At 34.4% G+C, this 24,164-nt stretch carries 24 protein-coding genes and 1 pseudogene; 10 read left to right on the top strand and 15 right to left on the bottom strand.

Features of this window, described 5'->3' with window-relative positions:
- Genes M666_RS00845 through M666_RS00835 form a run of 3 tightly spaced genes read right to left on the bottom strand, consistent with a single transcriptional unit; the run spans nucleotide 1 to nucleotide 2,061 of the window.
- Nucleotides 1–1,428 carry an SDR family oxidoreductase gene (locus tag M666_RS00845; RefSeq protein WP_029445357.1) on the bottom strand — a complete coding sequence of 476 codons (1,428 nt, stop codon included), beginning with the start codon at nucleotides 1,426–1,428 and terminating at the stop codon, nucleotides 1–3.
- A 9-nt stretch (nucleotides 1,429–1,437) separates the two neighbouring features.
- Entirely contained in the window at nucleotides 1,438–1,863 is a 426-nt protein-coding gene (locus M666_RS00840) for a hypothetical protein (protein WP_029445358.1), read from the bottom strand.
- Between the two features lie 3 nt (nucleotides 1,864–1,866).
- Complete coding sequence (locus tag M666_RS00835) at nucleotides 1,867–2,061, bottom strand: hypothetical protein (RefSeq protein ID WP_024479382.1); 195 nt, start codon at nucleotides 2,059–2,061, stop codon at nucleotides 1,867–1,869.
- 108 nt (nucleotides 2,062–2,169) lie between these two features.
- Between M666_RS00835 and argS the strand changes: the two genes are divergently transcribed.
- Both argS and M666_RS00825 read left to right on the top strand, forming a co-directional pair.
- Nucleotides 2,170–3,948: an arginine--tRNA ligase gene (gene argS, locus M666_RS00830; RefSeq protein ID WP_029445359.1), complete on the top strand. Its 1,779-nt coding sequence runs from the start codon at nucleotides 2,170–2,172 to the stop codon at nucleotides 3,946–3,948.
- Nucleotides 3,949–3,963: 15 nt separating this feature from the next.
- A complete protein-coding gene (locus M666_RS00825) occupies nucleotides 3,964–4,740 on the top strand; it encodes a zinc-dependent peptidase (RefSeq protein ID WP_029445360.1) in 777 nt (258 codons plus the stop codon).
- Here M666_RS00825 and M666_RS00820 read toward each other — a convergent pair whose 3' ends face one another.
- The 3 genes from M666_RS00820 to M666_RS00810 form a co-directional block, all read right to left on the bottom strand.
- Complete coding sequence (locus M666_RS00820) at nucleotides 4,741–7,296, bottom strand: TonB-dependent receptor (RefSeq protein WP_029445361.1); 2,556 nt, start codon at nucleotides 7,294–7,296, stop codon at nucleotides 4,741–4,743.
- A complete protein-coding gene (locus M666_RS00815; RefSeq protein WP_029445362.1) occupies nucleotides 7,277–8,185 on the bottom strand; it encodes a FecR family protein in 909 nt (302 codons plus the stop codon). The genes M666_RS00820 and M666_RS00815 overlap by 20 nt, the downstream gene beginning before the upstream one ends.
- Before the next feature lie 83 nt (nucleotides 8,186–8,268).
- Entirely contained in the window at nucleotides 8,269–8,778 is a 510-nt protein-coding gene (locus M666_RS00810; RefSeq protein ID WP_029445363.1) for an RNA polymerase sigma factor, read from the bottom strand.
- Between the two features lie 115 nt (nucleotides 8,779–8,893).
- Here M666_RS00810 and M666_RS00805 point away from each other — a divergent pair, with 115 nt between their 5' ends.
- The 4 genes from M666_RS00805 (at nucleotide 8,894) to M666_RS00790 (ending at nucleotide 14,141) form a co-directional block, all read left to right on the top strand.
- On the top strand, nucleotides 8,894–10,603 hold the full coding sequence (locus tag M666_RS00805) for a hypothetical protein (protein ID WP_029445364.1): 1,710 nt from the start codon (nucleotides 8,894–8,896) through the stop codon (nucleotides 10,601–10,603).
- 136 nt (nucleotides 10,604–10,739) lie between these two features.
- On the top strand, nucleotides 10,740–12,077 hold the full coding sequence (ffh, locus tag M666_RS00800) for a signal recognition particle protein (protein WP_024479389.1): 1,338 nt from the start codon (nucleotides 10,740–10,742) through the stop codon (nucleotides 12,075–12,077).
- A gap of 48 nt (nucleotides 12,078–12,125) precedes the next feature.
- Nucleotides 12,126–13,010 (top strand): bifunctional 5,10-methylenetetrahydrofolate dehydrogenase/5,10-methenyltetrahydrofolate cyclohydrolase, encoded by an 885-nt coding sequence (locus M666_RS00795; RefSeq protein WP_024479390.1) that lies wholly within the window; start codon nucleotides 12,126–12,128, stop codon nucleotides 13,008–13,010.
- Between the two features lie 75 nt (nucleotides 13,011–13,085).
- Nucleotides 13,086–14,141 carry a PAS domain-containing sensor histidine kinase gene (locus M666_RS00790; protein ID WP_029445365.1) on the top strand — a complete coding sequence of 352 codons (1,056 nt, stop codon included), beginning with the start codon at nucleotides 13,086–13,088 and terminating at the stop codon, nucleotides 14,139–14,141.
- A gap of 11 nt (nucleotides 14,142–14,152) precedes the next feature.
- Here M666_RS00790 and M666_RS00785 read toward each other — a convergent pair whose 3' ends face one another.
- Genes M666_RS00785 through M666_RS00765 form a run of 5 tightly spaced genes read right to left on the bottom strand, consistent with a single transcriptional unit; the run spans nucleotide 14,153 to nucleotide 18,003 of the window.
- Complete coding sequence (locus M666_RS00785) at nucleotides 14,153–14,578, bottom strand: VOC family protein (RefSeq protein WP_029445366.1); 426 nt, start codon at nucleotides 14,576–14,578, stop codon at nucleotides 14,153–14,155.
- Nucleotides 14,579–14,603: 25 nt separating this feature from the next.
- Complete coding sequence (locus tag M666_RS00780) at nucleotides 14,604–15,446, bottom strand: alpha/beta fold hydrolase (protein ID WP_029445367.1); 843 nt, start codon at nucleotides 15,444–15,446, stop codon at nucleotides 14,604–14,606.
- Nucleotides 15,446–15,811: a cupin domain-containing protein gene (locus tag M666_RS00775; RefSeq protein WP_029445368.1), complete on the bottom strand. Its 366-nt coding sequence runs from the start codon at nucleotides 15,809–15,811 to the stop codon at nucleotides 15,446–15,448. Before M666_RS00775 ends, M666_RS00780 begins: the two co-directional genes overlap by 1 nt.
- A 28-nt stretch (nucleotides 15,812–15,839) precedes the next feature.
- Nucleotides 15,840–16,463 carry a hypothetical protein gene (locus tag M666_RS00770; RefSeq protein WP_029445369.1) on the bottom strand — a complete coding sequence of 208 codons (624 nt, stop codon included), beginning with the start codon at nucleotides 16,461–16,463 and terminating at the stop codon, nucleotides 15,840–15,842.
- Between the two features lie 28 nt (nucleotides 16,464–16,491).
- A complete protein-coding gene (locus M666_RS00765; RefSeq protein ID WP_029445370.1) occupies nucleotides 16,492–18,003 on the bottom strand; it encodes a helicase HerA-like domain-containing protein in 1,512 nt (503 codons plus the stop codon).
- A gap of 128 nt (nucleotides 18,004–18,131) precedes the next feature.
- On the opposite strand from M666_RS00765, the gene M666_RS00760 reads away from it, so the two are divergent.
- Nucleotides 18,132–18,764: a 7-carboxy-7-deazaguanine synthase QueE gene (locus M666_RS00760; protein WP_024479397.1), complete on the top strand. Its 633-nt coding sequence runs from the start codon at nucleotides 18,132–18,134 to the stop codon at nucleotides 18,762–18,764.
- Nucleotides 18,765–18,811: 47 nt separating this feature from the next.
- Here M666_RS00760 and M666_RS00755 read toward each other — a convergent pair whose 3' ends face one another.
- On the bottom strand, nucleotides 18,812–19,642 hold the full coding sequence (locus M666_RS00755; RefSeq protein ID WP_024479398.1) for a hypothetical protein: 831 nt from the start codon (nucleotides 19,640–19,642) through the stop codon (nucleotides 18,812–18,814).
- A 57-nt stretch (nucleotides 19,643–19,699) separates the two neighbouring features.
- Nucleotides 19,700–20,413, bottom strand: coding sequence for a class I SAM-dependent methyltransferase (locus tag M666_RS00750; RefSeq protein ID WP_029445371.1), 714 nt, complete (start codon nucleotides 20,411–20,413; stop codon nucleotides 19,700–19,702).
- A gap of 64 nt (nucleotides 20,414–20,477) precedes the next feature.
- Here M666_RS00750 and M666_RS00745 point away from each other — a divergent pair, with 64 nt between their 5' ends.
- The 3 genes and pseudogenes from M666_RS00745 (at nucleotide 20,478) to M666_RS00735 (ending at nucleotide 22,361) form a co-directional block, all read left to right on the top strand.
- Nucleotides 20,478–20,993 carry a DUF2059 domain-containing protein gene (locus tag M666_RS00745; protein ID WP_029445372.1) on the top strand — a complete coding sequence of 172 codons (516 nt, stop codon included), beginning with the start codon at nucleotides 20,478–20,480 and terminating at the stop codon, nucleotides 20,991–20,993.
- Nucleotides 20,993–21,484, top strand: coding sequence for a YkgJ family cysteine cluster protein (locus M666_RS00740; RefSeq protein ID WP_025614053.1), 492 nt, complete (start codon nucleotides 20,993–20,995; stop codon nucleotides 21,482–21,484). The genes M666_RS00745 and M666_RS00740 overlap by 1 nt, the downstream gene beginning before the upstream one ends.
- A gap of 34 nt (nucleotides 21,485–21,518) precedes the next feature.
- Nucleotides 21,519–22,361, top strand: a pseudogene (locus M666_RS00735) (sterol desaturase family protein).
- A 1-nt stretch (nucleotide 22,362) separates the two neighbouring features.
- On the opposite strand, the gene M666_RS00730 reads toward M666_RS00735, so the two are convergent.
- Both M666_RS00730 and M666_RS00725 read right to left on the bottom strand, forming a co-directional pair.
- Nucleotides 22,363–22,875 (bottom strand): GNAT family N-acetyltransferase, encoded by a 513-nt coding sequence (locus tag M666_RS00730; protein ID WP_029445373.1) that lies wholly within the window; start codon nucleotides 22,873–22,875, stop codon nucleotides 22,363–22,365.
- A gap of 43 nt (nucleotides 22,876–22,918) precedes the next feature.
- A complete protein-coding gene (locus M666_RS00725; protein ID WP_029445374.1) occupies nucleotides 22,919–24,163 on the bottom strand; it encodes an exo-beta-N-acetylmuramidase NamZ family protein in 1,245 nt (414 codons plus the stop codon).
- Nucleotide 24,164: the final 1 nt, after the last annotated feature.

Raw genomic sequence — 24,164 nt, 5'->3', positions numbered from 1 at the left:
TTATTTTTTAGTCGCAATTCCACGAAGCATTCCTCCAAAAATAAAAAAATGAAAGGGCAGTACGCTATACCAATACAGCCTACCGCGAAGTCCACGAGGTCTAAATGTCGCAGTTTGGTGTAATATATTACAGTCATCAATTTCAAATTCTAACCAAGCTTCTCCAGGTAAGCGCATTTCTGCAAATAAAAGCAAGCGTTTATTTTTTTTATCAGCAAGTAAAACGCGCCAAAAATCAAGGGCGTCACCTGTATAGATCTTATCTGGATGGGTTCTTCCACGGCGCAACCCAACACCGCCAGAAAGTTTGTCCATAAAACCCCTTAGTTTCCACAACCAATTGGCATAGTACCAACCTGTTTCGCCGCCAATTTTCCAGATGTTCTGCAATGCTAATTCAGGATCATCAACTTTCATTGATTTTTTATCGGTAAGGACACCGTATTTGGGAACTTGTATATGTTTTTCTAAATTTTTTCTAAAACGCCCACTAATCATACTATCCTTCCAGCTACTCACTACTAAATTCTGTTCAATTTTTTTGAACGCCATGTCTATAGCCTCCATGTAGGAGAAAGGAGTTATTTCTAATAGGTCTTGAAGACGCTGATCTTTTGCAACAACCTCCATTTTCATACTATCTACAAGATTAATAGCAAGCTTGTAAGAAGTAGACGTAACAAAATATAACCAGTAGGAAGATAGTTTTGGAGTCATGATAGGTACTGTAACAATCCAATTTTTAAAACCTCTAGCTTTTGCGTACTGGTGAAGCATTTCTTTATAGGTGAGTACATCAGGGCCCGCAATATCGAAAGAATCGTTATACGTTTCTTTATGACCAATTACGCCTGTTAGGTAGGAGATTACATCTCTTATGGCAATAGGTTGTGTTTTTGTCAGTACCCATTTTGGAGTAATCATAAAGGGTAATTTCTCACATAAATCACGGATAATCTCAAAAGAGGAACTCCCTGATCCAACAATTATTCCGGCTCTTAAAACGGTAAGATTAAAATTCCCTTGGTAGAGAATGTCTTCAACATTTTTTCTAGAACTTAAATGTTTGGATAGTTCTGTGTCATTAACTATTCCGCTTAAGTAAATTACTTGTTGCACAGTTGTTTCTGCTAAATAAGCATTGAAATTGTGTGCTGTTATGGCTTCTTGTTTATCAAAATCTTGAGTAGAAGAACTCATAGAATGTATTAAGAAGTAAGCAATATCTATATCTTTTGGTATTTTTCCAGACGAAAAATCTTCTAGTAAATCTAATTCTATAACTTCTATTTGTGCTCTAGTTTCTTTATCTACAGATAAGCGGCGCTCATTACGTACAGCACATACTACTTCGTGACCTAACTCCAAAAGCTGTGGCAATAATCGCATGCCAATATAGCCATTTGCGCCAGTGAGAAGTATTTTCATAGGGTAGTTTTAAAAATCTGTTATAGAAGTGGGGGTATTTTCGATTTTAAAATCGAGGATTTTTTTAAAATAATTTTGGATTGCTTTGGTGTCAGATTTCACTTTAATGAAATAATGATCTTTGTAAATAGAATATACCGCAAAATCTCCTTTGTAAATGGTGAGTTTGTAATATGGAATTACTAAAGCAAAGGTTTCTAACAATGATCTAAAGCGAACAATGATTCCCTTTGGTCGCAACTCTACGTTGCAAGAATCTGTATTGTTATCTAGAAGTAATAGATTACGTATTTCAATGCTTGTTTCCGTAATAAACAGCTTAGGAGAGCCAATTCCTTTCATAGCCCACCGCTCTTTTAGCGTAAAAGGCTTACCTACTAGTTTATCTACTTTGCGGGTAATTTCTTTGTTATTGTAGGATACATTAACAAGCATAGATTAGAGTTTTCTGTTTACAGGAACTTTTCTGCCATCAACACGTTGCGCTATGTATTGAACTTTCTTACCAGATGAATCGTTGTCGTCTTTGCAAAATGATGCTATAATCTCATTGAAAAAAGTAGCTATTGATACTGCTATCTGCCTTAAACGAGAAGAACTTAGTTGCGCAATTACTTTTTGTATATCTACCATGATGCAATTTTTCTTATAAAGTTACGCAATTAGGAGTTGTTTAAGTCTTAATATACTATTAAAAGGACAAAAAATGTTTAGTTTTGCAGATTGATAAGTCAAATAATCATGAATATCCAGAACGTATTAGAAACCAAGGTAAAAGAAGCGGTTTCAACATTATTTAAAGCAGAATTACCATCGGTTGAATTTCAACCAACACGCAAAGATTTTGAGGGCGATATCACTATCGTTGTATTCCCAATGTTACGTGTTGTAAAAGGCAATCCGGTACAGATAGGAAATGATATTGGTACTTATTTAGTAGCGCAAGTTGAGGAAATTATTGGGTTTAATGTAATCAAAGGATTCTTGAATCTGGTAATTAGCGACGCATATTACTTGGCAGATTTTAAAACGATTGATGCGAATACAACTTTTGGTCATGTAGCTCCAGATACGGCCAACGCTGTTATGGTAGAATATTCTTCACCAAATACAAATAAACCCTTGCATTTAGGGCATATCAGAAATAATTTATTAGGTTATTCTGTTGCGGAAATATTAAAAGCATCAGGAAAAAAAGTATATAAAACTCAAATTATCAATGATCGAGGAATACATATTTGTAAAAGTATGTTGGCTTGGCAAAAATTTGGTAAAGGAGAAACACCAGAAGGTGCAGGATTAAAAGGTGATAAGTTGGTGGGAAACTACTATGTAGCCTTTGATAAAGCTTATAAGGAAGAGGTTGCTACTTTAATAGCTAATGGAACGGCTAAAGAAGTTGCAGAAAAAGAAGCGCCAATTTTAGTAGAAGCACAACAAATGCTTTTAAAATGGGAAGCTGGAGATGAGGATGTTGTAGCGCTTTGGAAAACTATGAACCAATGGGTGTATGCGGGCTTTGAAGTTACTTATAAGAATTTAGGAGTAGATTTTGATACCTTATATTATGAGAGTGACACGTATTTACTAGGAAAAGATGTTGTTGCTGCTGGCTTAGAAAAAGGAGTTTTCTTTAAAAAAGAAGATGGTAGTGTTTGGATAGATTTGACAGACGAAGGTCTTGATGAAAAGATTGTATTGCGTTCAGATGGTACGGCAGTCTATATGACTCAAGATATTGGTACGGCTATACAACGTGTAAAAGACCATCCTGATGTTAGTGGTATGGTGTATACCGTTGGGAATGAGCAAGATTATCATTTTAAAGTGTTGTTTTTAATTTTAAAGAAATTAGGTTTCTCTTGGTCAGAGAATTTATTCCATTTGAGTTATGGGATGGTAGATTTGCCAAGTGGAAAGATGAAAAGTAGAGAGGGTACTGTTGTAGATGCAGATGATTTAATGCAAGATATGACAACTACTGCGGGCGAAATTTCTCAAGAATTAGGAAAGCTCGAAGATTATTCTGCTGATGAAAAGCAAGATTTATATAAAATGATTGGCTTGGGGGCATTAAAATATTACATTTTAAAGGTAGACCCTAAAAAGCGCATCTTATTTAATCCGGAAGAATCCGTAGATTTTCAAGGAAATACTGGTCCGTTTATTCAGTATACCTATGCAAGGATACAATCTATTCTACGCAAGGCAGATGAATTAAAGTTGAATGGTTTTGATGGCTTGAAAGAACTTCATGCAAAAGAAAAAGAATTAATTAAACAATTACAAGGGTATCCAGAGACCATTCAATTGGCAGCAGCTAACTATAGTCCAGCATTGGTTGCTAATTATACGTATGATTTGGTGAAAGAGTTTAACTCATTTTACCAGAATGTATCTATCTTAGGAGAGGAAGATGCGGCTAAGAAAGCATTTAGAGTGCAATTGTCTAAAAAGGTGAGTGATGTTATACAGTCTTCTTTTAAATTATTAGGAATAGAAGTTCCTCAACGCATGTAAATTAAAGTAAGAAATATGTGGGTACCTGTTTTTGCTATCATTGTAATAGCCGCATATTTCTTATATATTTTACGTTATGCTTATCGCATATATTTCACGGAATTAGACCCGTTAACCATTTCAGAAAAGAAAATTATTCTTAATAATTTTCCAGTCTATAAAAAGCTATCAAATAATCAGAAGCAAAAATTTGAGTATCGATTACTTCGGTTTAGAAGAGATAAGCAATTTGTATTTCATGGTTTAACGCCGCGACAAGAAGATATGGCGTTGCTTTTAAGTGCTACGGCTACTATTTTAACCTTAGGCTTAAAAAGATATAAGATTCCCGCTATTGAGCGGGTAATCATTTATCCAAATCAATATTTTTCTAAACTTAACCGTCAGAACCATATCGGCGAATACAATCCAGGTTTAAAAACCATTGTTTTTTCTGCAGAACATGTAAAGCAAGGGTTTGAGATCCCTAATGATAATAAAAATCTAGGAGTTCATGAGTTTGCCCATGCTTTAAGCTTTAATGCTGTGTTAGAGCGTAATCTTGAGAATAGGAATTTTAGAAAGCATATGGATCTACTAGCCTCCGTGTACAGTTCTACTTTATTTCAACAAAAATTTGAAGAAAGCACTTATTTTAGAGCCTATAGTAAAACAAATGTTCAAGAGTTTTTTGCTGTTGCTGTAGAAAATTATGTAGAAACTCCTTTAGAATTTAGGCAAGAGTTTCCTGAAATATATTTGATTTTGAGAAAGATGCTGAATTTTGATTTCCAGAAACCTTTTGAGGTCTAATTAGAAGAACATTCGGAAACTAAAATTAGGAGTAATTCCTAATGAAACACTTTCCACAGTCTCTATTTCATCTTGGTCATTTAAACGGTAATATCTATTCAGGATGTTTTTATGGTCTAATATGTTTAACAGCGATGCGCCTACAGATGCTTTTATATTTTGATTTATTTTAAAATTATAAATTGCAGAGGCATCTATGCGCAAGTATGCTGGTAATCTACTGTTATTAGCATCTTCATAATTTATAGTATTCGGAAAAACTAAGGTATTTATGGCGTTTCCATTTTCTTGAGGCTTGGTATAGGGCCTTCCGGTTCTATGGTTAAGGCCAAGGCCTAACTTTAGATGTTCATACGTATAGGTGCTCGCAAAAGTGATGGTATGTCTAATGTCTAAATTATTAGGAAATGTACTGGGGTTCAATAAATCAAACGTATAATCATTTTTATTATAGGTATAGGTTAACCAGTTACTTAGATTCTTTGTTTTTTGGTTGATTAAGAATTCGACTCCTCTAGCAGCATAGGTTCCAATTTCACCATTAAATTGATCTTCATTTTGAAATCCTTGAGTGGTAGTGCTAATACCATTAACATATTTATAAAACCCTTCTATGCCAATATAGATTTTGTTTTTATCGTAATTGACGCCCAACGAAACTTGTTTGCTTCGGGTAATTGGTAGGTCTTCTTCATTTGCTAAAACCCATCTTCGTTTTTCAATTCCTAGAAAATTTTGTTTTAAATCAATAACCTGGTTGGTGGTCTGGTTTTTAAATTCGCCTTGTAAATCTACCTTAAGGTTGCGGGCTAATTTGTAATTTAGGTTTAGCCGTGGTTCTAAAATAAGCTTTTCAAAAGTGCCTAAATTTTCTGAGTAGTTTGCGCGTAAGCCCGCTCTGGCCCAAAGTTTTTTATTTTCAGAGGCGTAGGTAAGTTCTGAAAATAGGGCGTGCGTTCTAATAACCCCTTTTATATTACTTCGGAACGGGGGTTGCGTTACATTCGTAAAATTTATAATTCCCACTTCTTTAAAATCATATCCATTTTTCCAAGCCAATTGTTCAGAGAAATGGTAGTTAGATGTGAGTTGAATGGCAGTTTCTAATACTTCGTTATTTTGAAGTAACTGTTGATCGTTTTCTGAATTGAAATTTTCAGAATCTAAATGGTAAGAGGTGTAATACGCATTTAGCTGTGTAGAGAAATTAGAATTCCATGTGCTCTCTAAATAACCGCCTATAGAAAAATTGGTTTGCATTAATTTACTGTTGGTTGTTTCTTGAGTGTTGGTATTTAAAACAGTATATTCTAATAAATTATTGATGGCAATAAAGCTTACACGTGCTTTGTGTTTCTGTGAAATATCATATAATAGTTTACCTGTAAAATCATAAAAATAGAAGTCTTCGCTTCTAGCTATATTTTCTTGTTCAGGTTCATTGCCTTTAATTTCAGTATCCTGAAAAGCTCTTTCATAAAACTGGTTGTACGTAGGAGTGTTTAAAAGATCTGTGATAGAACGTCTTCCTGAAAATTGAAATGCCAGATTTTCTTTAAGCGGAATTTGACCGTAGACATCACCACTTAATAAATTAATCCCTGCGCCACCATATAATTCGTCGGTAATCGTATTCTTTGTTCGCATGTCCAAAATACTACTAACGCCATCTCCGTAAGCGGCACTTGAACCATTTTTTATCAGAGTGACTTTATCCGTTAAATAGGGGTTGAATGCAGATATTAAGCCAAAGAAGTGTCCAGATTGATACATTTTTATACCCTCCCAGAGTATCAAGTTTTGGTCATTGGTACCGCCACGAACATTAATATCAGAAACGGTTTCGTCAATACTTTTTATTCCGGGTAGTGCTTGTACGGTTTGTAGAACATCGGGTTCTATTAAACCAGGGAGAATTCCAAAATTGTCAGTATGTAATACAATACTGGCATCATCTTGTTTTTCTAATCCAGTAGTTAAAAACTTATAGATAATAACTTCATCTAATTGTTGAATATTTTGAGCTAATGCTATAATTTGACAAGGACCTTTCTGGTCTAATTCTTCTGCTTTTATAAACAGGGGTTTAAAACCTACATGTCTAATTTCAAGAATAGAACTTTTAGGGATGTTGCTTAAATAAAAAGCCCCAGTGTCATCTGTAATGGTAGTTATACCTTGTTCTAAAACTTTAATCGTGGCATTGTGTAAGGTGTTTTGCTCAAAATTATCTAGAACTTTCGCGCAAATAGAAATTACCTTTTTGGAAATAGTATAGTATCTATTGTCTATTTTTTTTAAATCTAAGGATATTTCTGTTTCAATATAATGTATGGCGGCTTCAAGTTTATTGAATTCTTGAGGAACAATAGAAAAGGCATTAATGGTGTTGTCTGCGAATGAAAATTTTACAGAAAAGGTTTCTTCTAGTTGATTTAAATACGTTCTAAGCGAAACCTGTGCAGCCCTATTTTCCTGCCCCGAGATTTTTAAGGAGGAGAGAAATATAACGGCAATTAAAAATATAGTTACTATACTACTCAGCGTTTTTAGCATGCAAAATCACTTTATCCCCCTCTAAAGTATATGTTATGTTATTTGGAACACAGATACTTTTTAATGCCGAATCTATATTTTTATTGGTGAAAGTTCCTGTGAACAAGGTGTTTGTATTTATAGAACTAGAGCTTATTGTAACATTATATTGACGTTCTAGTTCTGCTAAAACAAAGTTTAATGGAATACTGGTAAAGGTACTTTCGTTGGTGATCCAAGAAGGCTTATCTGTTTTAGGTGCTTCTGTAGGAATAATTTTATCATTCAAAACTAGGAATGAAGTTCCTGCTGGTAATTTCAGTGTCTTGTTTTTATAAGTGACGCTAACTAAGCCTTCAAAGCAGGTAACTTTAAAATAATTAGGCCTATTAGTAACATTAAATTGAGTTCCTAAGACTTGAATGGTTCCGGAAGAAGTTTCTACTGTGAATTTTTTCCCTTTGGCCACTTTAAAATAAGCTTCCCCATTAAGGGTAAGGTGCCTTTTTTGGTCCCAGTTTTTGATGCTATAATCCATTTGTGAATCTGCATTTAAAACCACTTCTGAAGCATCTGGTAAAGTAATAAGTTCTGTTTGTGCTAGGGCTGTTTCTACATGTTCATTAGTATTCATAAAGAAATAAGCTCCGGCAATAAATAGCACGATAGCCGCCGCTATACGCGTAAATATCTTTAAAGGGTTAAGCTTTACAACTTTTCCTTTTGTGGTTTTACGAGCTAGTTTATTTTCAGCCAATGCCTTTTCAATATCAAATTCAGGCGTTTCTAGGGTACTAGAAATAGTAGCAATTTTTTTGTACGAAGCATACTCGTCAGACTTTTTAAAAGCCTCGAGTTCAGCATCCGTTAATTCGTTGTTCAGCCATTTGGCTAAGTAATTTTCTTGCATAATTTATGCTTTATATAGCTATAACACTCTGTAGGGCAAAAACCCTACTATTTTTATTAATATTAATCCACCATTCGACAAATTTAGATTCCGTCAATTTTTTCGCGTAATGATTTCAATGCTAAATGCATTCTTTTTTCAATGGCTTTGACACTAACTCCTTCCAGATCCGCAATCTCTTTATATTTTTTTCCATCAATTCTATTCAACAAAAAAGTACTACGTTGGTTTTCTGGTAAATCTGATAAGGCTTGTTCTAATTTTAATTTAAATTGTTTTTCTTCCAAAAGAAATTCAGGAGACTCATGAGTAACGTCTAAGGTGTCTTTAGCATGCTTAAAGCGCACTTTTTCGGCCTTAAGGACATTTAAATACAAATTATTAGCAACCGTATATACGAACGACTTTGCTTTTTCTGGAGCAACTTTCTTACAATTTTCCCAAAGTTTTATAAATGCTTCTTGTACAACATCATAGGCTTTCTCTTCGTTTCCGTATTTATAATATATGTAGTTAAAAACCGTTTTAGAATTGGTTTTAAATAATTCATTATAAACTTGTTCCTCACAAACGTTTTGTTTTGGTGTATCCATCAATCAATTATCAAAAAGTATTTTTCAAAGGTATTTTAAAAATAATTAAAAGTTTTGGTAGGGTTTTTTAAACGTGAGTTGTTTTAATGGTATAATAACAAAAAACCAAATCATTATGAAAAATGTGTTTAAAAATTTTGCATTTATAGGCCTATTGATAAGTGCATTATTTATTTCTTCTTGTCAAGAAGAATTTGAAGAGCTTCCAGATTCGGAAGAACAGTCAACAATTACAGCAAGTTCTAGCACTGCTAAGTTAATTATAGATGCGTCTGCTAACGATGGTTCCTATGATAATATCGTAGATGGCGCTAGTTGTTTAGCGGTACAATTTCCATATAGCGTTTTGGTGAATGGCTTAGAACTAAGGATAGATTCTATAGAAGATTTAAAATTAATTGAAACTATTTTTGATCAATTAGAAGATGATAGTGACCTACTTACTATTGTTTTTCCTATAAAAATTACCTTATCAGATTATACCGAAATTGAAATTTCAAATGCGGCTGCTTTAGAAGAATTAGCAAAAGACTGTATTGAGAATGGTGCTGATGATGATATAGAATGTATTGATTTTGTGTATCCTTTAACCTTTTTTACCTACGATACAAATAGCCAGCAAACAGGAAGTGTTGCTGTAGAAAGTGATAAAGAATTAAGATTTTTCTTCAAGGATTTAGGGGATAACGATGTGGTAAGTTTAAATTTCCCTGTTTCCTTAAAATCATATGATGAAACGATAATAACAGTAAATTCTACCGAAGCGTTAGCACTGGCCTTAAACAATGCGAAAGATTCTTGTGATGAGGATGATGATGATGATTACAATGATGATGATTTTAGCAAGGAAGAATTAGATGCTTATTTAATAGACTGCGGCTTTTTAGTAAAAGAAGTTAAAAGATATAATCAATATCAAACAGAACAATATTTTTCTTATACCATGAATTTTAAGGCAGATGGTACTGTAAAAGTGTATAGCAGCTTAGGTAATCTTTTTGAAGGTACTTGGAGCACAATTGCTAATGATGATGGTGTTTTATTGAACTTAGAAATTTATGAGCTTGTAGATTTTTCATTAGAATGGTCTGTATACGAATTGGAAGCGGGGAGAATAAAGCTTTTTGAAAGTGATGGAGATCGAATTATTCTTAAAAAAGATTGTGACGTACCAGAGGGCAATTCAAATGAAGAATTAGAGGTTGTACTAGAACAATGTAAATGGAAGTTTGCTGTTCCTAGTAGTTCAAGTATTGGATTATATACTATTAAGTTTTTAGAAAATGGAGCTGTGAAATTTGTAGATGACAACGGGGAATTTTTTGAGATAGACACCTATGCCACTTGGGCCATAGTTAATAACTCTATTGTGTTCTACAATATAAACCAAGAGTTGATTGCTGAAAGATGGAAGATTACTGGAAGTTCTAATGCCCAATTAAGTATTGAAATTTATAACGAGAACGAGTTAATTTATGAGAATGTGTTGCTAAGAGATTGTGAAGATCTTAGCACCGTTTGTGAAGAGGCGTATATTTATGATGTCATTCAATCTTGCAGATGGACGATCACAAATCTTGATGGTACTTTCTTTGATGCGCTAGATATAGATTTTTCTAATGAGAACATTCATGTGTACAATGCCAATGAAGAAGTAGTTGAAGAGGGTAATTGGGAAATATCCGGTGCTGTGTTAAAGTTTAATGATCTTTCTATGGCCTTAGCAAATTATGTTGGTGAATGGACGGTTATAGCATGTGCCGATAATTTATTTAAAATACAAAGAGGAGAAGAAGTCCTCCTTTTAACCAAAACATGTAACTAAGAATTTAGGTTTCAGATTTGAAAAAGGGCAGCTGTAAAAAAGCTGCCTTTTTTTTGTGCATATATTTTTGCAATCTAACTTCGGACTTCCCATTGTTATTATTAAATTTGCAGCACTTGATAATTAAGGTAATACTATGTTTGATAATTTAAGCGAAAAGTTAGATAAAGCACTTCATGTTCTAAAAGGGCATGGTCAAATCACAGAAATTAATGTTGCAGAAACTTTAAAAGAGGTTCGACGCGCTTTATTAGATGCCGATGTCAATTTTAAAATAGCGAAAGAATTTACCAATACGGTAAAAGAAAAAGCGCTAGGTCAAGACGTTTTAACAGCGTTGCAGCCAGGTCAGTTAATGGTGAAGTTGGTAAAAGACGAGCTTACCCAGTTGATGGGTGGAGACGTGGAAGGAATCAATTTATCTGGAGACCCCTCTGTAGTGTTAATGTCTGGTTTACAAGGTTCTGGTAAAACTACTTTTTCTGGAAAACTTGCTAGTTACCTAAAAACTAAAAAAACTAAAAAGCCATTATTAGTAGCTTGTGATGTTTATCGCCCAGCGGCAGTTGATCAGTTACATGTAGTTGGTGATCAAATAGGAGTTGAGGTTTTCTCTGACCGCGGCAATACAGATCCTGTAGCTATTTCAAAAGCAGGTATTGCGTATGCAAAAGCAAATGGTCATAATGTAGTGATCATTGATACTGCCGGTCGTTTGGCGGTAGATGAAGAGATGATGAATGAAATTGCTAACATTCATAAAGCAATTAACCCTCAAGAAACATTATTTGTTGTAGATGCTATGACAGGGCAAGATGCTGTAAATACAGCAAAAGCCTTTAATGATATTTTAAATTTTGACGGGGTTATCCTTACCAAATTAGATGGTGATACTCGTGGTGGAGCAGCAATCTCTATTAAATCTGTTGTAAATAAGCCAATTAAATTTATTGGTACAGGAGAAAAAATGGATGCTATTGATGTCTTCTATCCTGCACGTATGGCAGAACGTATCTTAGGGATGGGTGATGTTGTGTCACTAGTAGAAAGAGCTCAAGAGCAGTTTGATGAAGAGGAGAGTCGTAAAATTCAAAAGAAAATTGCTAAAAATCAATTTGGTTTTGATGACTTTTTAAGTCAAATTCAGCAAATTAAGAAAATGGGTAGCATCAAAGATCTTATGGGGATGATTCCTGGTGCTGGTAAGGCATTGAAAGGTTTAGATATTGATGATGATGCTTTTAAACATGTAGAGGCTATTATTCATTCGATGACTCCGTTGGAAAGAGCTACGCCCGCAAAATTAGATGCTAGTAGAAAAAAACGTATTGCTAAAGGTAGTGGAAGATCTATCCAAGAAATAAACCAATTGCTAAAACAATTTGATCAGATGAGTAAGATGATGAAAATGATGCAAGGCGGTGGCGGCAAAAAGATGATGCAAATGATGGGTGCAATGAAAGGCATGCAATAAGTAGAGACAAGCTAAAATAACGACTTAATAAACGAAGCAACCCATACCATGGAAATATTAGACGGGAAAAAAGTATCTAACGAAATTAAACAAGAGATTGCTGTTCAAGTAGCAAAAATGCGTGAAAAAGGGGAGAAAGTTCCTCACTTGGCAGCGATATTAGTGGGTAGTGATGGGGCAAGTTTAACATACGTAGGTAGTAAGGTGAGATCTTGTGAGAAAGTTGGTTTTGAATCTACTTTGGTGAAAATGCCAAGTACTACATCAGAATTAGAACTTTTAAATAAGATTGAAGAATTAAATAAAAATGAGGATATAGATGGTTTTATCGTACAATTACCATTACCTCCACAAATAGATACTCAAAAAGTATTACTAGCGGTTGATCCAGATAAAGATGTAGATGGTTTTCACCCTATGAATTTTGGAAAGATGGCGCTAGATATGAGTACTTTTATTCCTGCAACGCCTTTTGGAATCTTAGAACTTTTAGAACGATATAATGTAGATACTAAAGGAAAGCATACCGTAGTTATTGGTAGAAGTCATATAGTAGGGAGACCTATGAGTATCTTAATGGGAAGAAAAGGCTGGCCAGGAAATTCTACGGTAACCTTAACTCATAGCCATACTAAAAATATTACTCAAATTATTTCTCAAGCAGATATCGTAATTTCTGCTCTAGGAGTGCCTAAATTCTTAAAAGCAGAAATGATTAAAGATGATGCGGTAATTATAGATGTAGGTATCACAAGAGTTGCAGATGATTCTTATGAAAAAGGATACTATATTACAGGCGATGTAGATTTTGAGAATGTTAGTAAAAAAGCTAGTTTTATAACACCTGTGCCAGGTGGAGTAGGACCTATGACTATTGCAATGCTTCTTAAAAACACACTATTGGCACGTGATCGTCATAGAAACAGAAAATAATATAGAAGGTTTTTCGTTTACTATTGAGACTTAATTTTTTAAGTCTCATTTTTTTTTTATAATAGATCAGAAGTCATGCCATATAGTCTGGAACCTTTCTTTGAAAATTCTCATGATCTGCTTTGTATAGCGGGTTATGATGGATATTTCAAAAAAGTAAATCCGGCATTCATACATCTTTTAGAATATTCACAGGAAGAATTGTTTTCAAGAGAAATAAGTGACTTTATTCATGAAGATGATCGTTTAAGAACGGCATCCAATAGAGAAAATCTAAAAAAGAGCCTTCCTTTATTGAATTTTGAAAATAGGTATGTGAGTAAGTCCGGCGCTATTATTTGGTTAGACTGGACCTCTATACCGCTGCCAGAGGAGAACTTAATTTACGCCATTGCGAAAAACATTACGTACAAGAAAAAATTGGAATCTGAGCGTGCAGTGCATTTACTTTCTTTGGATAAGAAGAATAAAAACCTCAAAAATTTAAATTTTAAAACCTCTCATGATTTAAGGTCTCCGGTGAACAACTTACTTACGTTGTGTAATATTTTGGATTTAAATAAGATTACAGATCCTGAAACACTGCAGGTGTTTAACTTGATTAGAAATGCAACAGAAGGGCTTAGAGATTCTTTAAATAGCTATGTAGACTCCTTGACGCAGACAGAAGAACTTGAGTCTTCTAAAGAGGAAATTTCACTCTCAGAAGTCTTGCAGGTAGTGCAATCTTCGATTAGTGCTCTAATATATGATTCCAAGGTAAAGATAAAGAGCGATTTTCTTGCTTTTCATACGTTGTTGTTTAATAGAACATTTATGGAGAGTATCTTTTTAAACTTGATTACAAATTCTATCAAGTATGCCAGGCCAGATGTTTCACCAAGAATAAATATTGCTACCGCCGTAGTAGACGGGAAAAAAGTGTTGGTGTATACGGATAATGGCCTCGGATTTGATATGAGTACAGTTGAAGGCAAGATTTTTAATCTTAACCAACGCTTTCATTCCACAAAAGATAGCAAAGGAGTAGGGTTGTATCTAATTTCCAATTATGTTTCTGAAATGGGAGGCAAGATTGAAGTGTCAAGTGCGGTAAATCAAGGCGCAATTTTCACCATTACTTTTCAATAAAGCAAAATTCCTTATTTTGCAAATAGCTGACTCATATCCTTAAATGATTTAAACTCCAAAGCATTACCAGCAGGATCTAAAAAGAACATAGTAGCTTGCTCGCCCACCAAACCTTCAAATCGAATATAAGGCTCAATAACGAATTTAATCCCTTTTGTTTTAAGGGTTTCAGCAAATTGTTGGAATACATCCCAAGGCAATACTACTCCGTAATGTGGTACGGGAACGTCATGGCCGTCTACAGGATTGTGATGTAGGTTTTCTTTGTTAGATTTTGGTTTGTAATGAATTACTAATTGATGCCCGAATAAATTAAAGTCTACCCAATGATCGCTGCTACGACCTTCTTCGCAATTTAATACATCGCGATAAAACGTTCTACATTCTGCTAGGTTATGTACAGGAATGGCAATATGAAAAGGAGTGACGGTTGACATGTTTTTTTAGTTTAAAAATTATCTTTTATTGTGACTTTAAAAATGCAATAATTTCTTTATTTACCACTTCTTGATGCAAAGAGTGTCCTAAACCTTCTGTAGTGATAAGCTGACTCTCCTTCCAATTTTTATGTACGCGTTCAGAAGAGTGGTAAGGTGCTATTTTATCAAACTTATCGTGTATTAGAAGTCCCTTTTTAGAAATGTCCTTGGCCATTCGTGATACAGAAAAATCATTGATTGTAAATTTAAATTCTCGTATAAATAACTCGTTAATACCAGTTAAAACTTTGGCGTTAAATTTCAAAATCTTTTGGTAATTAGCCATTATTTCTGATAATTCTGAAGGTGCACCTAAAGAGATGACCTTTTCAATAGAATTTATTGGGTTTTTATATTGGTTATACAGGCTGGTCATACCACCAACAGAATGCCCTATGATATATTTAGGAAGGTATGTCTCAATAATTTTTTCTGCACATTTGTTATACAGCGGAACATTAAATATGTGACCAGAAGAATTCCCATGACCAGGAGCATCAAATGCAATAATGGTATAGTCTTCTTTTTTCAAATCATCAATTAAATTGCGCCATCTAAAAACATTACTTTCCCAACCGTGCAGAAGAAGTACGGTTCCTTTAGTGCCTGTCCATTTGTAGGTTTGTAACTGAATCTTATCTACTGTAAGAATGTTATTTTTAGCCTTGTCAAGAAACTCTTTCTGGTGCGGTTTTACTTTGCCACTCCTAGGGGTGCAAAAAAGATCAAATGCTTTCTGCGCCGCTTTTTCTTTAGAGACCAACGCTAAAGAGTTAAAATAGCTTCCGTAAAACAAAGGAATGTATTTATTGAGTATTTTTTTCATCAGGCATCTTCTCTATGAACTTTTGTAAAATCAAAAGCAGGTAAGCATACGGCCAAATATTCACATTCCTCATCAAAAGGATTAGCGTATTGTACGCGCGTATTCTTTTCTATTTTTATAGATTGCCCAGCTTCTAATATGATAGTTTCATCAGCAATCGTAAATTGTTTTTTCCCTTTAATAATATACGTGTACTCATCAAACTCTGGAGTTTGAAAAGGTTCACTCCAACCTGGTGGTGCAATCATATGAGCAATACTAACTTGGTCATCGTGAGTGCTAGCCTTGCCAAAATGCTCTTCTATGGTTTTGCCATCGGTTGTAGGAACTATAAAAGGCGATTTCTGAATGGTATATTTCTTCATTGGGTTAAGGGTAAACAATAGTTAAAATTTATTCCCAAGCAAGCATCATATATTTGATTTTTGCAGCATCTGGAATCTGTACTTCTTCGATATTTACGCTAGAATCATATCTAAGGCTAGAAGGTAATTCTTGCTTATCTATGGTGAAATATAACCCCGTATCTTTCAATAAAATTACCACATTATTCATCGAGGTTATTATTTTTTTAATAGCGTATTTGTCTTTAATATCCTTAAAGGTGCTGGTCATAGAAATGCCTTTATCAGTAATATAGCGCGGGTCATAAATTCTAATATTTTCTATTTTTGGCACACTATCTCTGGTAGGAGTAAGGCTCAATAATTGTTTGCCTCCTTTTTCGTAGATATCAATCTTATTATAGATAAAATTAGATTTTATAATGCGTGTAGTATCCGTATTGGTGTCATTCAAAACTTCATTTTTAAATCCTACTTGTAAATTTAAATTAGGAATACCATTTTCAGCAACTATAGAATCTTCAGCATAAATGGTTTCTAGGTCAATTACCTTGGTATCTTTTGTAAGTTGGCCAATAACACCGGTACTGATATTAAATTTTTTATTAGCAGATTCACAGTTTAAGAATAGTAAAGAAGTTGCGGCAAGGGCAACAAATAATATTTTTTTCATTCGGTAGTTTAGTTTTTAAATGATTTTTTTAACGCATTACTTTTTTTAACACACCTAAAACTCCACGAATAAAGGTAGCACTGGTTAACACTTTTATAATAGGGTTTTGTCGTGTACTCGTTCTGCTTCTAGAAGAAGATTTTGTGGTCTTTGGTTTTTCTTTCTCCTTTTCTGCTTGCGCTTCTGCTTTTTCTATTTTTTCATTTAGAAGTTCATAGGCACTTTCTCGGTCTATAATATCTTCATATTTTTTAACCAGCTTAGATTTTTTAATCAGCGTACTTAATTCACTTTCCGTCAAAACATCCATTCTACTCATGGGGGCTCTAAGCATAGTGGCTGCTAATGGTGTAGGTCTTCCTTTTTCATCTAGTGCAGAAATTAACGCTTCGCCAATACCTAAAGACGTTAACACCTCTTTAGTATCGTAATACTCAGAATCAGGGTAATTCTCGGCAGTAAGTTTAATTGATTTTCTATCTCTAGCAGTAAAGGCACGTAATGCATGTTGTACTTTTAAACCTAATTGCGCCAAAACATCATTAGGAACATCGGTAGGGTTTTGAGTAACAAAATAGACACCAATTCCTTTTGAACGAATAAGTTTTACAATGTTCTCTATTTGATCAATAAGCGCTTTTGAAGCTTCATCAAAAATTAAATGTGCTTCGTCTATAAACAACACTAATTCTGGCTTATCACTATCTCCTTGTTCAGGAAAAGTACTGTAGATCTCCGCAAGTAAACTCAGCATAAATGTAGAGAATAACTTAGGACGATCTTGAATATCAGTTAAACGTAATATATTGATGTAGCCGTTTCCGTTTTCATCAAGGCGTGTTAAATCATTGACATCAAAAGATTTTTCTCCAAAGAAAAGTTCGGCTCCTTGTTGCTCTAATTCAATTACTTTTCTAAGAATAGTACCTGTAGAACTAGTGCTAATGCGCCCGTAATTTTCTTTGAATTCTTCTTTTCCGCCATCGGTAGCGTATTGTAGTACTTTTTTAAAGTCTTTTAAATCTAAAAGAGGTAATTTATTATCATCACAGTATTTAAAAATTACCGCAACAATACCTTCTTGCGTTTCAGATAAATCTAAAATTCGGGAAAGTAAAATAGGTCCAAACTCAGAAACTGTCGCTCGTAGTTTTACGCCATCTTGCTCCGAGAGTGATAAAATTTCTACAGGGAAACCCTTAGCTTCAAACGGAATGCCAATTTTAGCATGGCGTTCATCAATCTTGGCATGTCCGGGACTTGGTTGCGCAATACCACTTAAATCACCTTTTAAATCCATCAGCATTACAGGAATCCCTTTTTCAGAAAGATTTTCGGCAAGAACCTGTAGTGTTTTGGTTTTTCCTGTACCTGTTGCTCCTGCAATTAAACCATGTCTGTTTAATGTTTTCAAAGGTATTTTAACAAAGGCATTTGTTACGGTTTCGCCTTCTAAAATAGCAGATCCCATAGTAATAAAATCACCTTTTGTTTTATAGCCTTCTTCTATGTAGGAGAGGAATTCGTCTTTGGTACTCATTGAAGTTAATTTTGTATAAAAATAAGGGTTTTTTAGGCAACTTTAAAAATGTAATCTCGCTTAGATTTTTGTAAGGACAAATTTAATTGTTATGCGATAGACTCATAAGTAAAATGTATCTTTGCAGCATGGTAGAAAATGATGTTTTGACATTGGTCAATAAAGGAGAAATGTTGCCGCTAATGGAAGAGTTTTATACGATCCAAGGAGAGGGTTTCCATAAAGGTACTGCGGCTTATTTTATTCGAGTAGGTGGTTGTGACGTGGGATGCCACTGGTGTGATGTAAAAGAAAGCTGGAATGCAGATACACATCCTCCAACAGCAACAGACACCATTATTTCTAATGCAGCAAAATATTCTGACACTATTGTAATTACAGGTGGGGAACCACTAACCTGGGATATGGGGCCTTTAACAAAAGGGTTAAAAGCTAGAAATCTTCAAACACATATTGAAACTTCTGGGGCGTATCCGCTTTCTGGTGAGTGGGATTGGATTTGCCTATCACCTAAGAAAAATAAATTACCGGAAGGAAGAATCTATGATGAAGCCCATGAATTAAAAATGATCATTTTTAATAAGCACGACTTTATTTTTGCAGAAGAACAAGCCGCAAAAACCAATAAGGATTGTATTTTATATTTACAACCAGAATGGAGTGTGCGTGACAAAATGGTGCCACTTATCGTAGATTATGTAATGAAAAATCCGAAATGGAAAGTATCCTTACAAACCCATAAGTATTTAAATATACCTTAATTTCTAATTGTTAGGGGATCCTAAAACAGCTAAAAAGAGGCGTTAAATTATCTTCCGCCGTTAGCTTTTAGATCACGCAAGCATTCAACATCCAATTCAGGTACTTGTCCGTTTTTAGCAGTTATGGCTTCTTTCATAGCGGCTCCAAACTCTAATTCTGCACGCATTAAACAGCCATCTTGGTTGCAATGTTGACTAGGAGTTTCTACACCATCTTCATTCGTAAAAGTTCCTTCATGATCGTTCACCATTTCGGTACCAATATTTACAAGTCCAAGTAAGTGTCCTAATTCATGATGTAAGGTAGCTGTTTCTACAGTAGCCACATCTACACGGAATGATTTGTTGGCTAAGTCTATAATCGTAGATTCATAAATTACCAATGAGGTATTTCTAAAGGCAGCACCTAAAGTCACCAAATCTTCTTCAGGCTCATCTTCATCAGAAGGAGCATCAGAAAAATAAATAAAAAGTGCTAAAGTATCGTCTGTATTGTAGGCTGTTCTTTCTTCTTGGATAATTTCATCTACCTCATTTATCGATAAATTTTCTTTTCCTGAAGAACTTAATTCTAAGTATTGAATTTCAACGGTTTCTTTGAACGTAGTTTCCTTGATAAATTCGATAAAATCATCAATAGCTGTTTCGTCAGGTTTAAAACCTGTTACATACCCTATTTCTATTAAAAGCTTATCAAAATTTGCGTTGGATAAGAAATCATTTGCGGAGTCTCCGGTGCCTTGTAAATTAGGAACTTTATTTATAGTTACATTTGGGTCTGTTGATCCAGAACTTTCGGTGTCTGTACTCGTGCTTTTAGAGCAATTAACAAATACCAGTAAGGCTAATAAAAGAACAACGGGGAAACTTTTTTTCATAACGTCATGTATCAAATTAGATCATAGATCAACTAAAATAACGTATTTACGAAAAAACTATTGTTGTTTTAAGGTAAGTTTGGCTAAATAATCAAAATGTTCGCCTTCTTTTACAAGCTCACATTCTAAATTATTAGCTACTGCAGCTCTTTGTAGCGTGTTGTAGTCTAAGTATAACCAATTAAAAGATTCACTTTTTTTAGATTGATATTCCATTTCGAAAGAGACTTCTCCGTAGTATTCAACATCGGGAATCCAATATCCGCCATCTTCATCGGGATCAAACATATATAAGATATCACTTGAATCTAGAAGTATTTGCCCGCCAGGGTTTAAGAATGATTTTAATTGGGTTAGAAATTTATTTATGTGATTTAGTTTCCCTGCCAAACCAATACCATTCATTAAAAGAAGAAGGGTGTCAAATTTTTGATCTTTAAAGTCATAAAGATTTATACAGACTGTTTTTGTAATTCCTCTAGCCTTGCATACTTCAATAGCACCTTTAGAACTGTCTAGAGCAGTAACATTTTTTCCGGTTTCTTGCAAATACAAACTATGACTTCCTGCTCCACAACCGATATCTAAAATAGTACCTTTTGCTAGTTGTAATGCTTTTTTTTCTAAGGGAGGCATTTCTGCATACGAACGAAATAAATAAGGAATGGGGATTATATCTTCTTCCTCTAAAGAGGAGTAGGTTTTTATATCGGTAGTATAGTTTCCTTTTTGAAAATCTAAAACTGCTGCGCCTAAAATATCAGTTTGCATTTAATTTGTAATTTGCGGCAAAATTCAGCATTTTAACCCATTAACAAAAATAAAACACGACCAGATGAAACTATTAAAAAATATTTCGGCATTATTCTTACTAATTACATTATCTAGTTGCGGACAAGAAGCAACTTTTCAAGAAGATGTAATGACCTATTTAAAGAGTAATGGAACAGCAAAGCAGTACAATTATGCGTATGATGAATTGTTAAAAATGTTAGGCAATCAATTCCCGAAGACAACAGAAAATGCAACAGGTTGGGATTATTTAGAAGCCAACAAGGAAAAACATGTTAGTGAAATATTGAGCCTGTTAGAGCCTGTGTATGTAAAGAACTTTACACACGAAGAAATAAAAAAAATGAATGCCTTCTACAAGTCAGAAGCAGGTAAGCAGTTAGTTGCAGATGGAGAGAAATTGACAGAAGACCAGAAAAAAGAAGTGAATGACTTTTATGGTTCTGAAACTGGTAAAACAATTGTAGAGAAACAGCAGGTACTAGCAACTGAGATTGGAAAGGTTTCTGAAGGTTGGAGTAGAGATTTGTATGAAACAGCTTTAAGCATGTTAAAATAATGAAAGAATTTATAGCGCAACTCCCTAAGCTGGCAAAGGATAAGCAGAATGAGAATAAGAAATTCTTTGCTAAGCTAAAGAAGAAAACACCAAAAAATTTGGATTATCTCATGCAAGAATTGCATGAAAACGAATTTGAACGCACAGATTGTTTGGAGTGTGCTAACTGCTGCAAAACAACGGGGCCGTTATTTACAAACGCAGATGTTGAGCGTATTTCAAAGCATTTTAGACAAAAACCACAACAATTTATAGATCAATATTTGCGCATAGATGATGAGAATGATTATGTGTTGCAACAGGTGCCGTGTACTTTTTTAGGAACGGATAATTATTGTTCTATCTATGATGTACGCCCAAAAGCTTGCAGAGAATTCCCGCATACGGATCGTAAAAAGTTTCAGCAAATAAGTAATTTGACGATCAAAAATGTAGCCATTTGCCCAGCGGCATATAATATAGTAGAAGAAATGAAGAAACGTATTGGCTAAGTGTATGTTAGCGTTCTTTTCGGTTTAATTTTATATATTTAAACAGAAGGAAGCATTAATACATTACTTTGAAACAATACCTTCTTTACATCGATCCTTCCTTTTAGTAGGTGGGATCTCTTTTTTTTGGCTGTTGGAAGGAGCTATCCCCTTGGTGTTTTTTAAGTATAGAAAATGGAAGCATGCCTTACCAAATCTGTTCTTTACAGGAACAACGGTACTCATAAATTTTGCCTTAGCCTTTCTGTTATTAAAAACTAGTGATTAGACGGTAGAAGCTAATTTTGGAATTATTAATTGGTTGCCTTTACCTTACTGGGCGTTTGTGCTTTTAGGTTTGTTATTATTAGATTTTTTTGGTGCGTACTTAGCGCATTATACAGAGCATAAAATAAAATGGTTGTGGAGGATACATTTAGTGCATCATACAGATCATTATGTAGATGCCACTACAGCAAACAGACATCACCCTTTTGAAAGTATTATACGCTTTGCATTCACATTGTTTGGTGTTGTGTTAGTTGGCGCGCCAATTGGTATTGTGATGTTGTATCAGTCTGTTTCATTGATAGCTACGCAATTTACCCATGCAAATATTAAATTACCTAAAAAAGCGGATAAGGTCTTGAGTTGGGTTTTGGTATCGCCAGACATGCATAAGGTACACCATCATTATATGTTGCCATATACAGATGCTAATTACGGAAATATATTTTCTATTTGGGATCGCATATTTGGCACTTTTATGACCTATGATCGGGAAGCTATCGTGTATGGAGTAGATACATTTCCTGATGAAACAGAAAATAGAACGATACGATTACTCTTAAAACAACCTTTTCATAAAAATAGAAAGCCAACCACCGTAAACGAGTAATTTAATATTTTAGAAATAGAATGTAATTGGGGTTGGTATGCGTTTCAGAAATTTGATAGTCATGAGATCCAACAATTTTAAATCCGCTTTTTTTATAGAACCGAAGGGCTTTCTCATTTTCGGTCCATACATAAAGCCATATACCTAATTGGTTTTCTTTTTTAGACAGCGCTACATTATGATTAAACAATGCAGTTCCTAAATTTTGACCATGAAACTCTTGTAAAAGATAAATCCTATCTAATTTGGTAATATTTTTTTCGGAAATATTTGGGTGTGTTTGGTTAAACGCAATTTTAGAATACCCAGCTAAATGGTCATTGCTATAGATTAAATAATAAATGTTGTCGGGATTATTTAGTTCCTTATAAAACGCAGTTTCCGTATAATATTTAGCAGTAAAAGCTTCTATATCTTTTTCTGGAGCGCTTTTACCATGAGCTTGTAAAAATGCTTCTTTTCCAATTTCAGAGAGTAACCTACTGTCTTCCGTTGTGGCTTTAGTAATATTCATAGAAGTGCATTCAGCGCAATTTATTTTATTTTTCACAAAAAGGCTATTGATATAATAGGTGTTTAGCTCTAATTTTCTTGAAGTTCACTATATCGGTTTGCCAAGTTTCTCTTATTTCAGCAGCGTTCATTCCGACTTCAATTTGTTTTTGCAGCTTCTCCGTTCCGGCATGTTTTGTAAACCCGCTGGTTAAAAAGAATACACTCGTATCTTTCGTGTGGGTATAAGCATCAATAATCCATTGAAGATCTACGCTCTTTAATTTAGAGGTGTTTATTTTTGTTAAGTCTGTTCCATAACAAACTTCACCTTTGTGTTTTGGGTATTTAGCACCAAAATTAGCAATGGGAGTGTAGGAGAAGCTATAATGAGACTGGTCTAGAAAAGGAGCTCCGTAACGTTGAAACTGAAATTCGGTACCACGACCGGCATTGACATTGGTACCTTCAAAAAGCCCTAAGCTTGGATATAATTTTATGGATAGGTCATTGGGTAAATTAGGAGAAGGTCTAATAGGTAAGCTGTAAAAGTATTCATGATTATAATGATCCATTGGTACTACGGTTAAGTTGGCCTTCACTCCATCGGCTAACCAACCCTCTTCATTTATCATTTGAGCATACTCGCCAATAGTCATCCCGTACACCAAAGGTATTTGGGTCATTCCTAGGAAACTAGTGTGTTCAGATTCCATCGTTGGTCCGTCTACATAATGTGCATTCGGGTTTGGTCTATCTAAGACAAGTACAGGAATATTTTGTTCTGCACAAGCTTCCATAACAAGTTGTAGTGTGGCAATATACGTGTAGAATCTAACGCCAACATCTTGAATATCAAATAATACTAAATCAATATCCTTCAATTGTTCTTTGGAAGGTTTTCTATTTTTTCCATAGAGTGAAACAAGGGGCAGTCCCGTTTTTTTATCCAACCCATCTTTTACGTGCTCCCCAGCATCTACAACACCTCTAAATCCGTGTTCAGGAGCAAAAACCTTCGCAATAGAAACATTTAAGGTGGTTAAGGAGTCTATGATATGTGTGTAGCCCGTAGTGTTAAAAATTACACTAGTCTGGTTGGCAACGATTGCTATTTTTTTGCCTTTTAGTAGGGGTAAATAGGTAGCTGTTTTATTAGCAGCGATAACTAAGGGCGTATCTATGGCTTTTAGCGCTTTTATATTTAGGCTTTCTTCAGTATTAATTGTCGTCTTCTTTGTCTTTCCACAAGAAGAAATCACTAAAACCAATAATAAAAATGTATTTTTGAGACAAGGAAAAAGCATCATA

The organism is Cellulophaga baltica 18, from assembly GCF_000468615.2.
Classification (GTDB): domain Bacteria; phylum Bacteroidota; class Bacteroidia; order Flavobacteriales; family Flavobacteriaceae; genus Cellulophaga; species Cellulophaga baltica.
This window is presented reverse-complemented; position numbering and strand designations above follow the sequence as displayed.

Bases quoted from the DNA above. Each gene is read 5' to 3' on its own strand.
- M666_RS00785 (WP_029445366.1), bottom strand. From the start codon at position 14,578: ATGTCAACCGTCACTCCTTTTCATATTGCCATTCCTGTACATAACCTA.
- M666_RS00790 (WP_029445365.1), top strand. From the start codon at position 13,086: ATGCCATATAGTCTGGAACCTTTCTTTGAAAATTCTCATGATCTGCTT.
- M666_RS00820 (WP_029445361.1), bottom strand. From the start codon at position 7,296: ATGCTAAAAACGCTGAGTAGTATAGTAACTATATTTTTAATTGCCGTT.
- ffh (WP_024479389.1), top strand. From the start codon at position 10,740: ATGTTTGATAATTTAAGCGAAAAGTTAGATAAAGCACTTCATGTTCTA.
- M666_RS00815 (WP_029445362.1), bottom strand. From the start codon at position 8,185: ATGCAAGAAAATTACTTAGCCAAATGGCTGAACAACGAATTAACGGAT.
- M666_RS00730 (WP_029445373.1), bottom strand. From the start codon at position 22,875: ATGAATATTACTAAAGCCACAACGGAAGACAGTAGGTTACTCTCTGAA.
- argS (WP_029445359.1), top strand. From the start codon at position 2,170: ATGAATATCCAGAACGTATTAGAAACCAAGGTAAAAGAAGCGGTTTCA.
- M666_RS00760 (WP_024479397.1), top strand. From the start codon at position 18,132: ATGGTAGAAAATGATGTTTTGACATTGGTCAATAAAGGAGAAATGTTG.
- M666_RS00835 (WP_024479382.1), bottom strand. From the start codon at position 2,061: ATGGTAGATATACAAAAAGTAATTGCGCAACTAAGTTCTTCTCGTTTA.
- M666_RS00810 (WP_029445363.1), bottom strand. From the start codon at position 8,778: ATGGATACACCAAAACAAAACGTTTGTGAGGAACAAGTTTATAATGAA.
- M666_RS00845 (WP_029445357.1), bottom strand. From the start codon at position 1,428: ATGAAAATACTTCTCACTGGCGCAAATGGCTATATTGGCATGCGATTA.
- M666_RS00755 (WP_024479398.1), bottom strand. From the start codon at position 19,642: ATGAAAAAAAGTTTCCCCGTTGTTCTTTTATTAGCCTTACTGGTATTT.
- M666_RS00795 (WP_024479390.1), top strand. From the start codon at position 12,126: ATGGAAATATTAGACGGGAAAAAAGTATCTAACGAAATTAAACAAGAG.
- M666_RS00740 (WP_025614053.1), top strand. From the start codon at position 20,993: ATGAAAGAATTTATAGCGCAACTCCCTAAGCTGGCAAAGGATAAGCAG.
- M666_RS00745 (WP_029445372.1), top strand. From the start codon at position 20,478: ATGAAACTATTAAAAAATATTTCGGCATTATTCTTACTAATTACATTA.
- M666_RS00840 (WP_029445358.1), bottom strand. From the start codon at position 1,863: ATGCTTGTTAATGTATCCTACAATAACAAAGAAATTACCCGCAAAGTA.
- M666_RS00750 (WP_029445371.1), bottom strand. From the start codon at position 20,413: ATGCAAACTGATATTTTAGGCGCAGCAGTTTTAGATTTTCAAAAAGGA.
- M666_RS00805 (WP_029445364.1), top strand. From the start codon at position 8,894: ATGAAAAATGTGTTTAAAAATTTTGCATTTATAGGCCTATTGATAAGT.
- M666_RS00825 (WP_029445360.1), top strand. From the start codon at position 3,964: ATGTGGGTACCTGTTTTTGCTATCATTGTAATAGCCGCATATTTCTTA.
- M666_RS00765 (WP_029445370.1), bottom strand. From the start codon at position 18,003: ATGAGTACCAAAGACGAATTCCTCTCCTACATAGAAGAAGGCTATAAA.
- M666_RS00775 (WP_029445368.1), bottom strand. From the start codon at position 15,811: ATGAAGAAATATACCATTCAGAAATCGCCTTTTATAGTTCCTACAACC.
- M666_RS00770 (WP_029445369.1), bottom strand. From the start codon at position 16,463: ATGAAAAAAATATTATTTGTTGCCCTTGCCGCAACTTCTTTACTATTC.
- M666_RS00780 (WP_029445367.1), bottom strand. From the start codon at position 15,446: ATGAAAAAAATACTCAATAAATACATTCCTTTGTTTTACGGAAGCTAT.
- M666_RS00725 (WP_029445374.1), bottom strand. From the start codon at position 24,163: ATGATGCTTTTTCCTTGTCTCAAAAATACATTTTTATTATTGGTTTTA.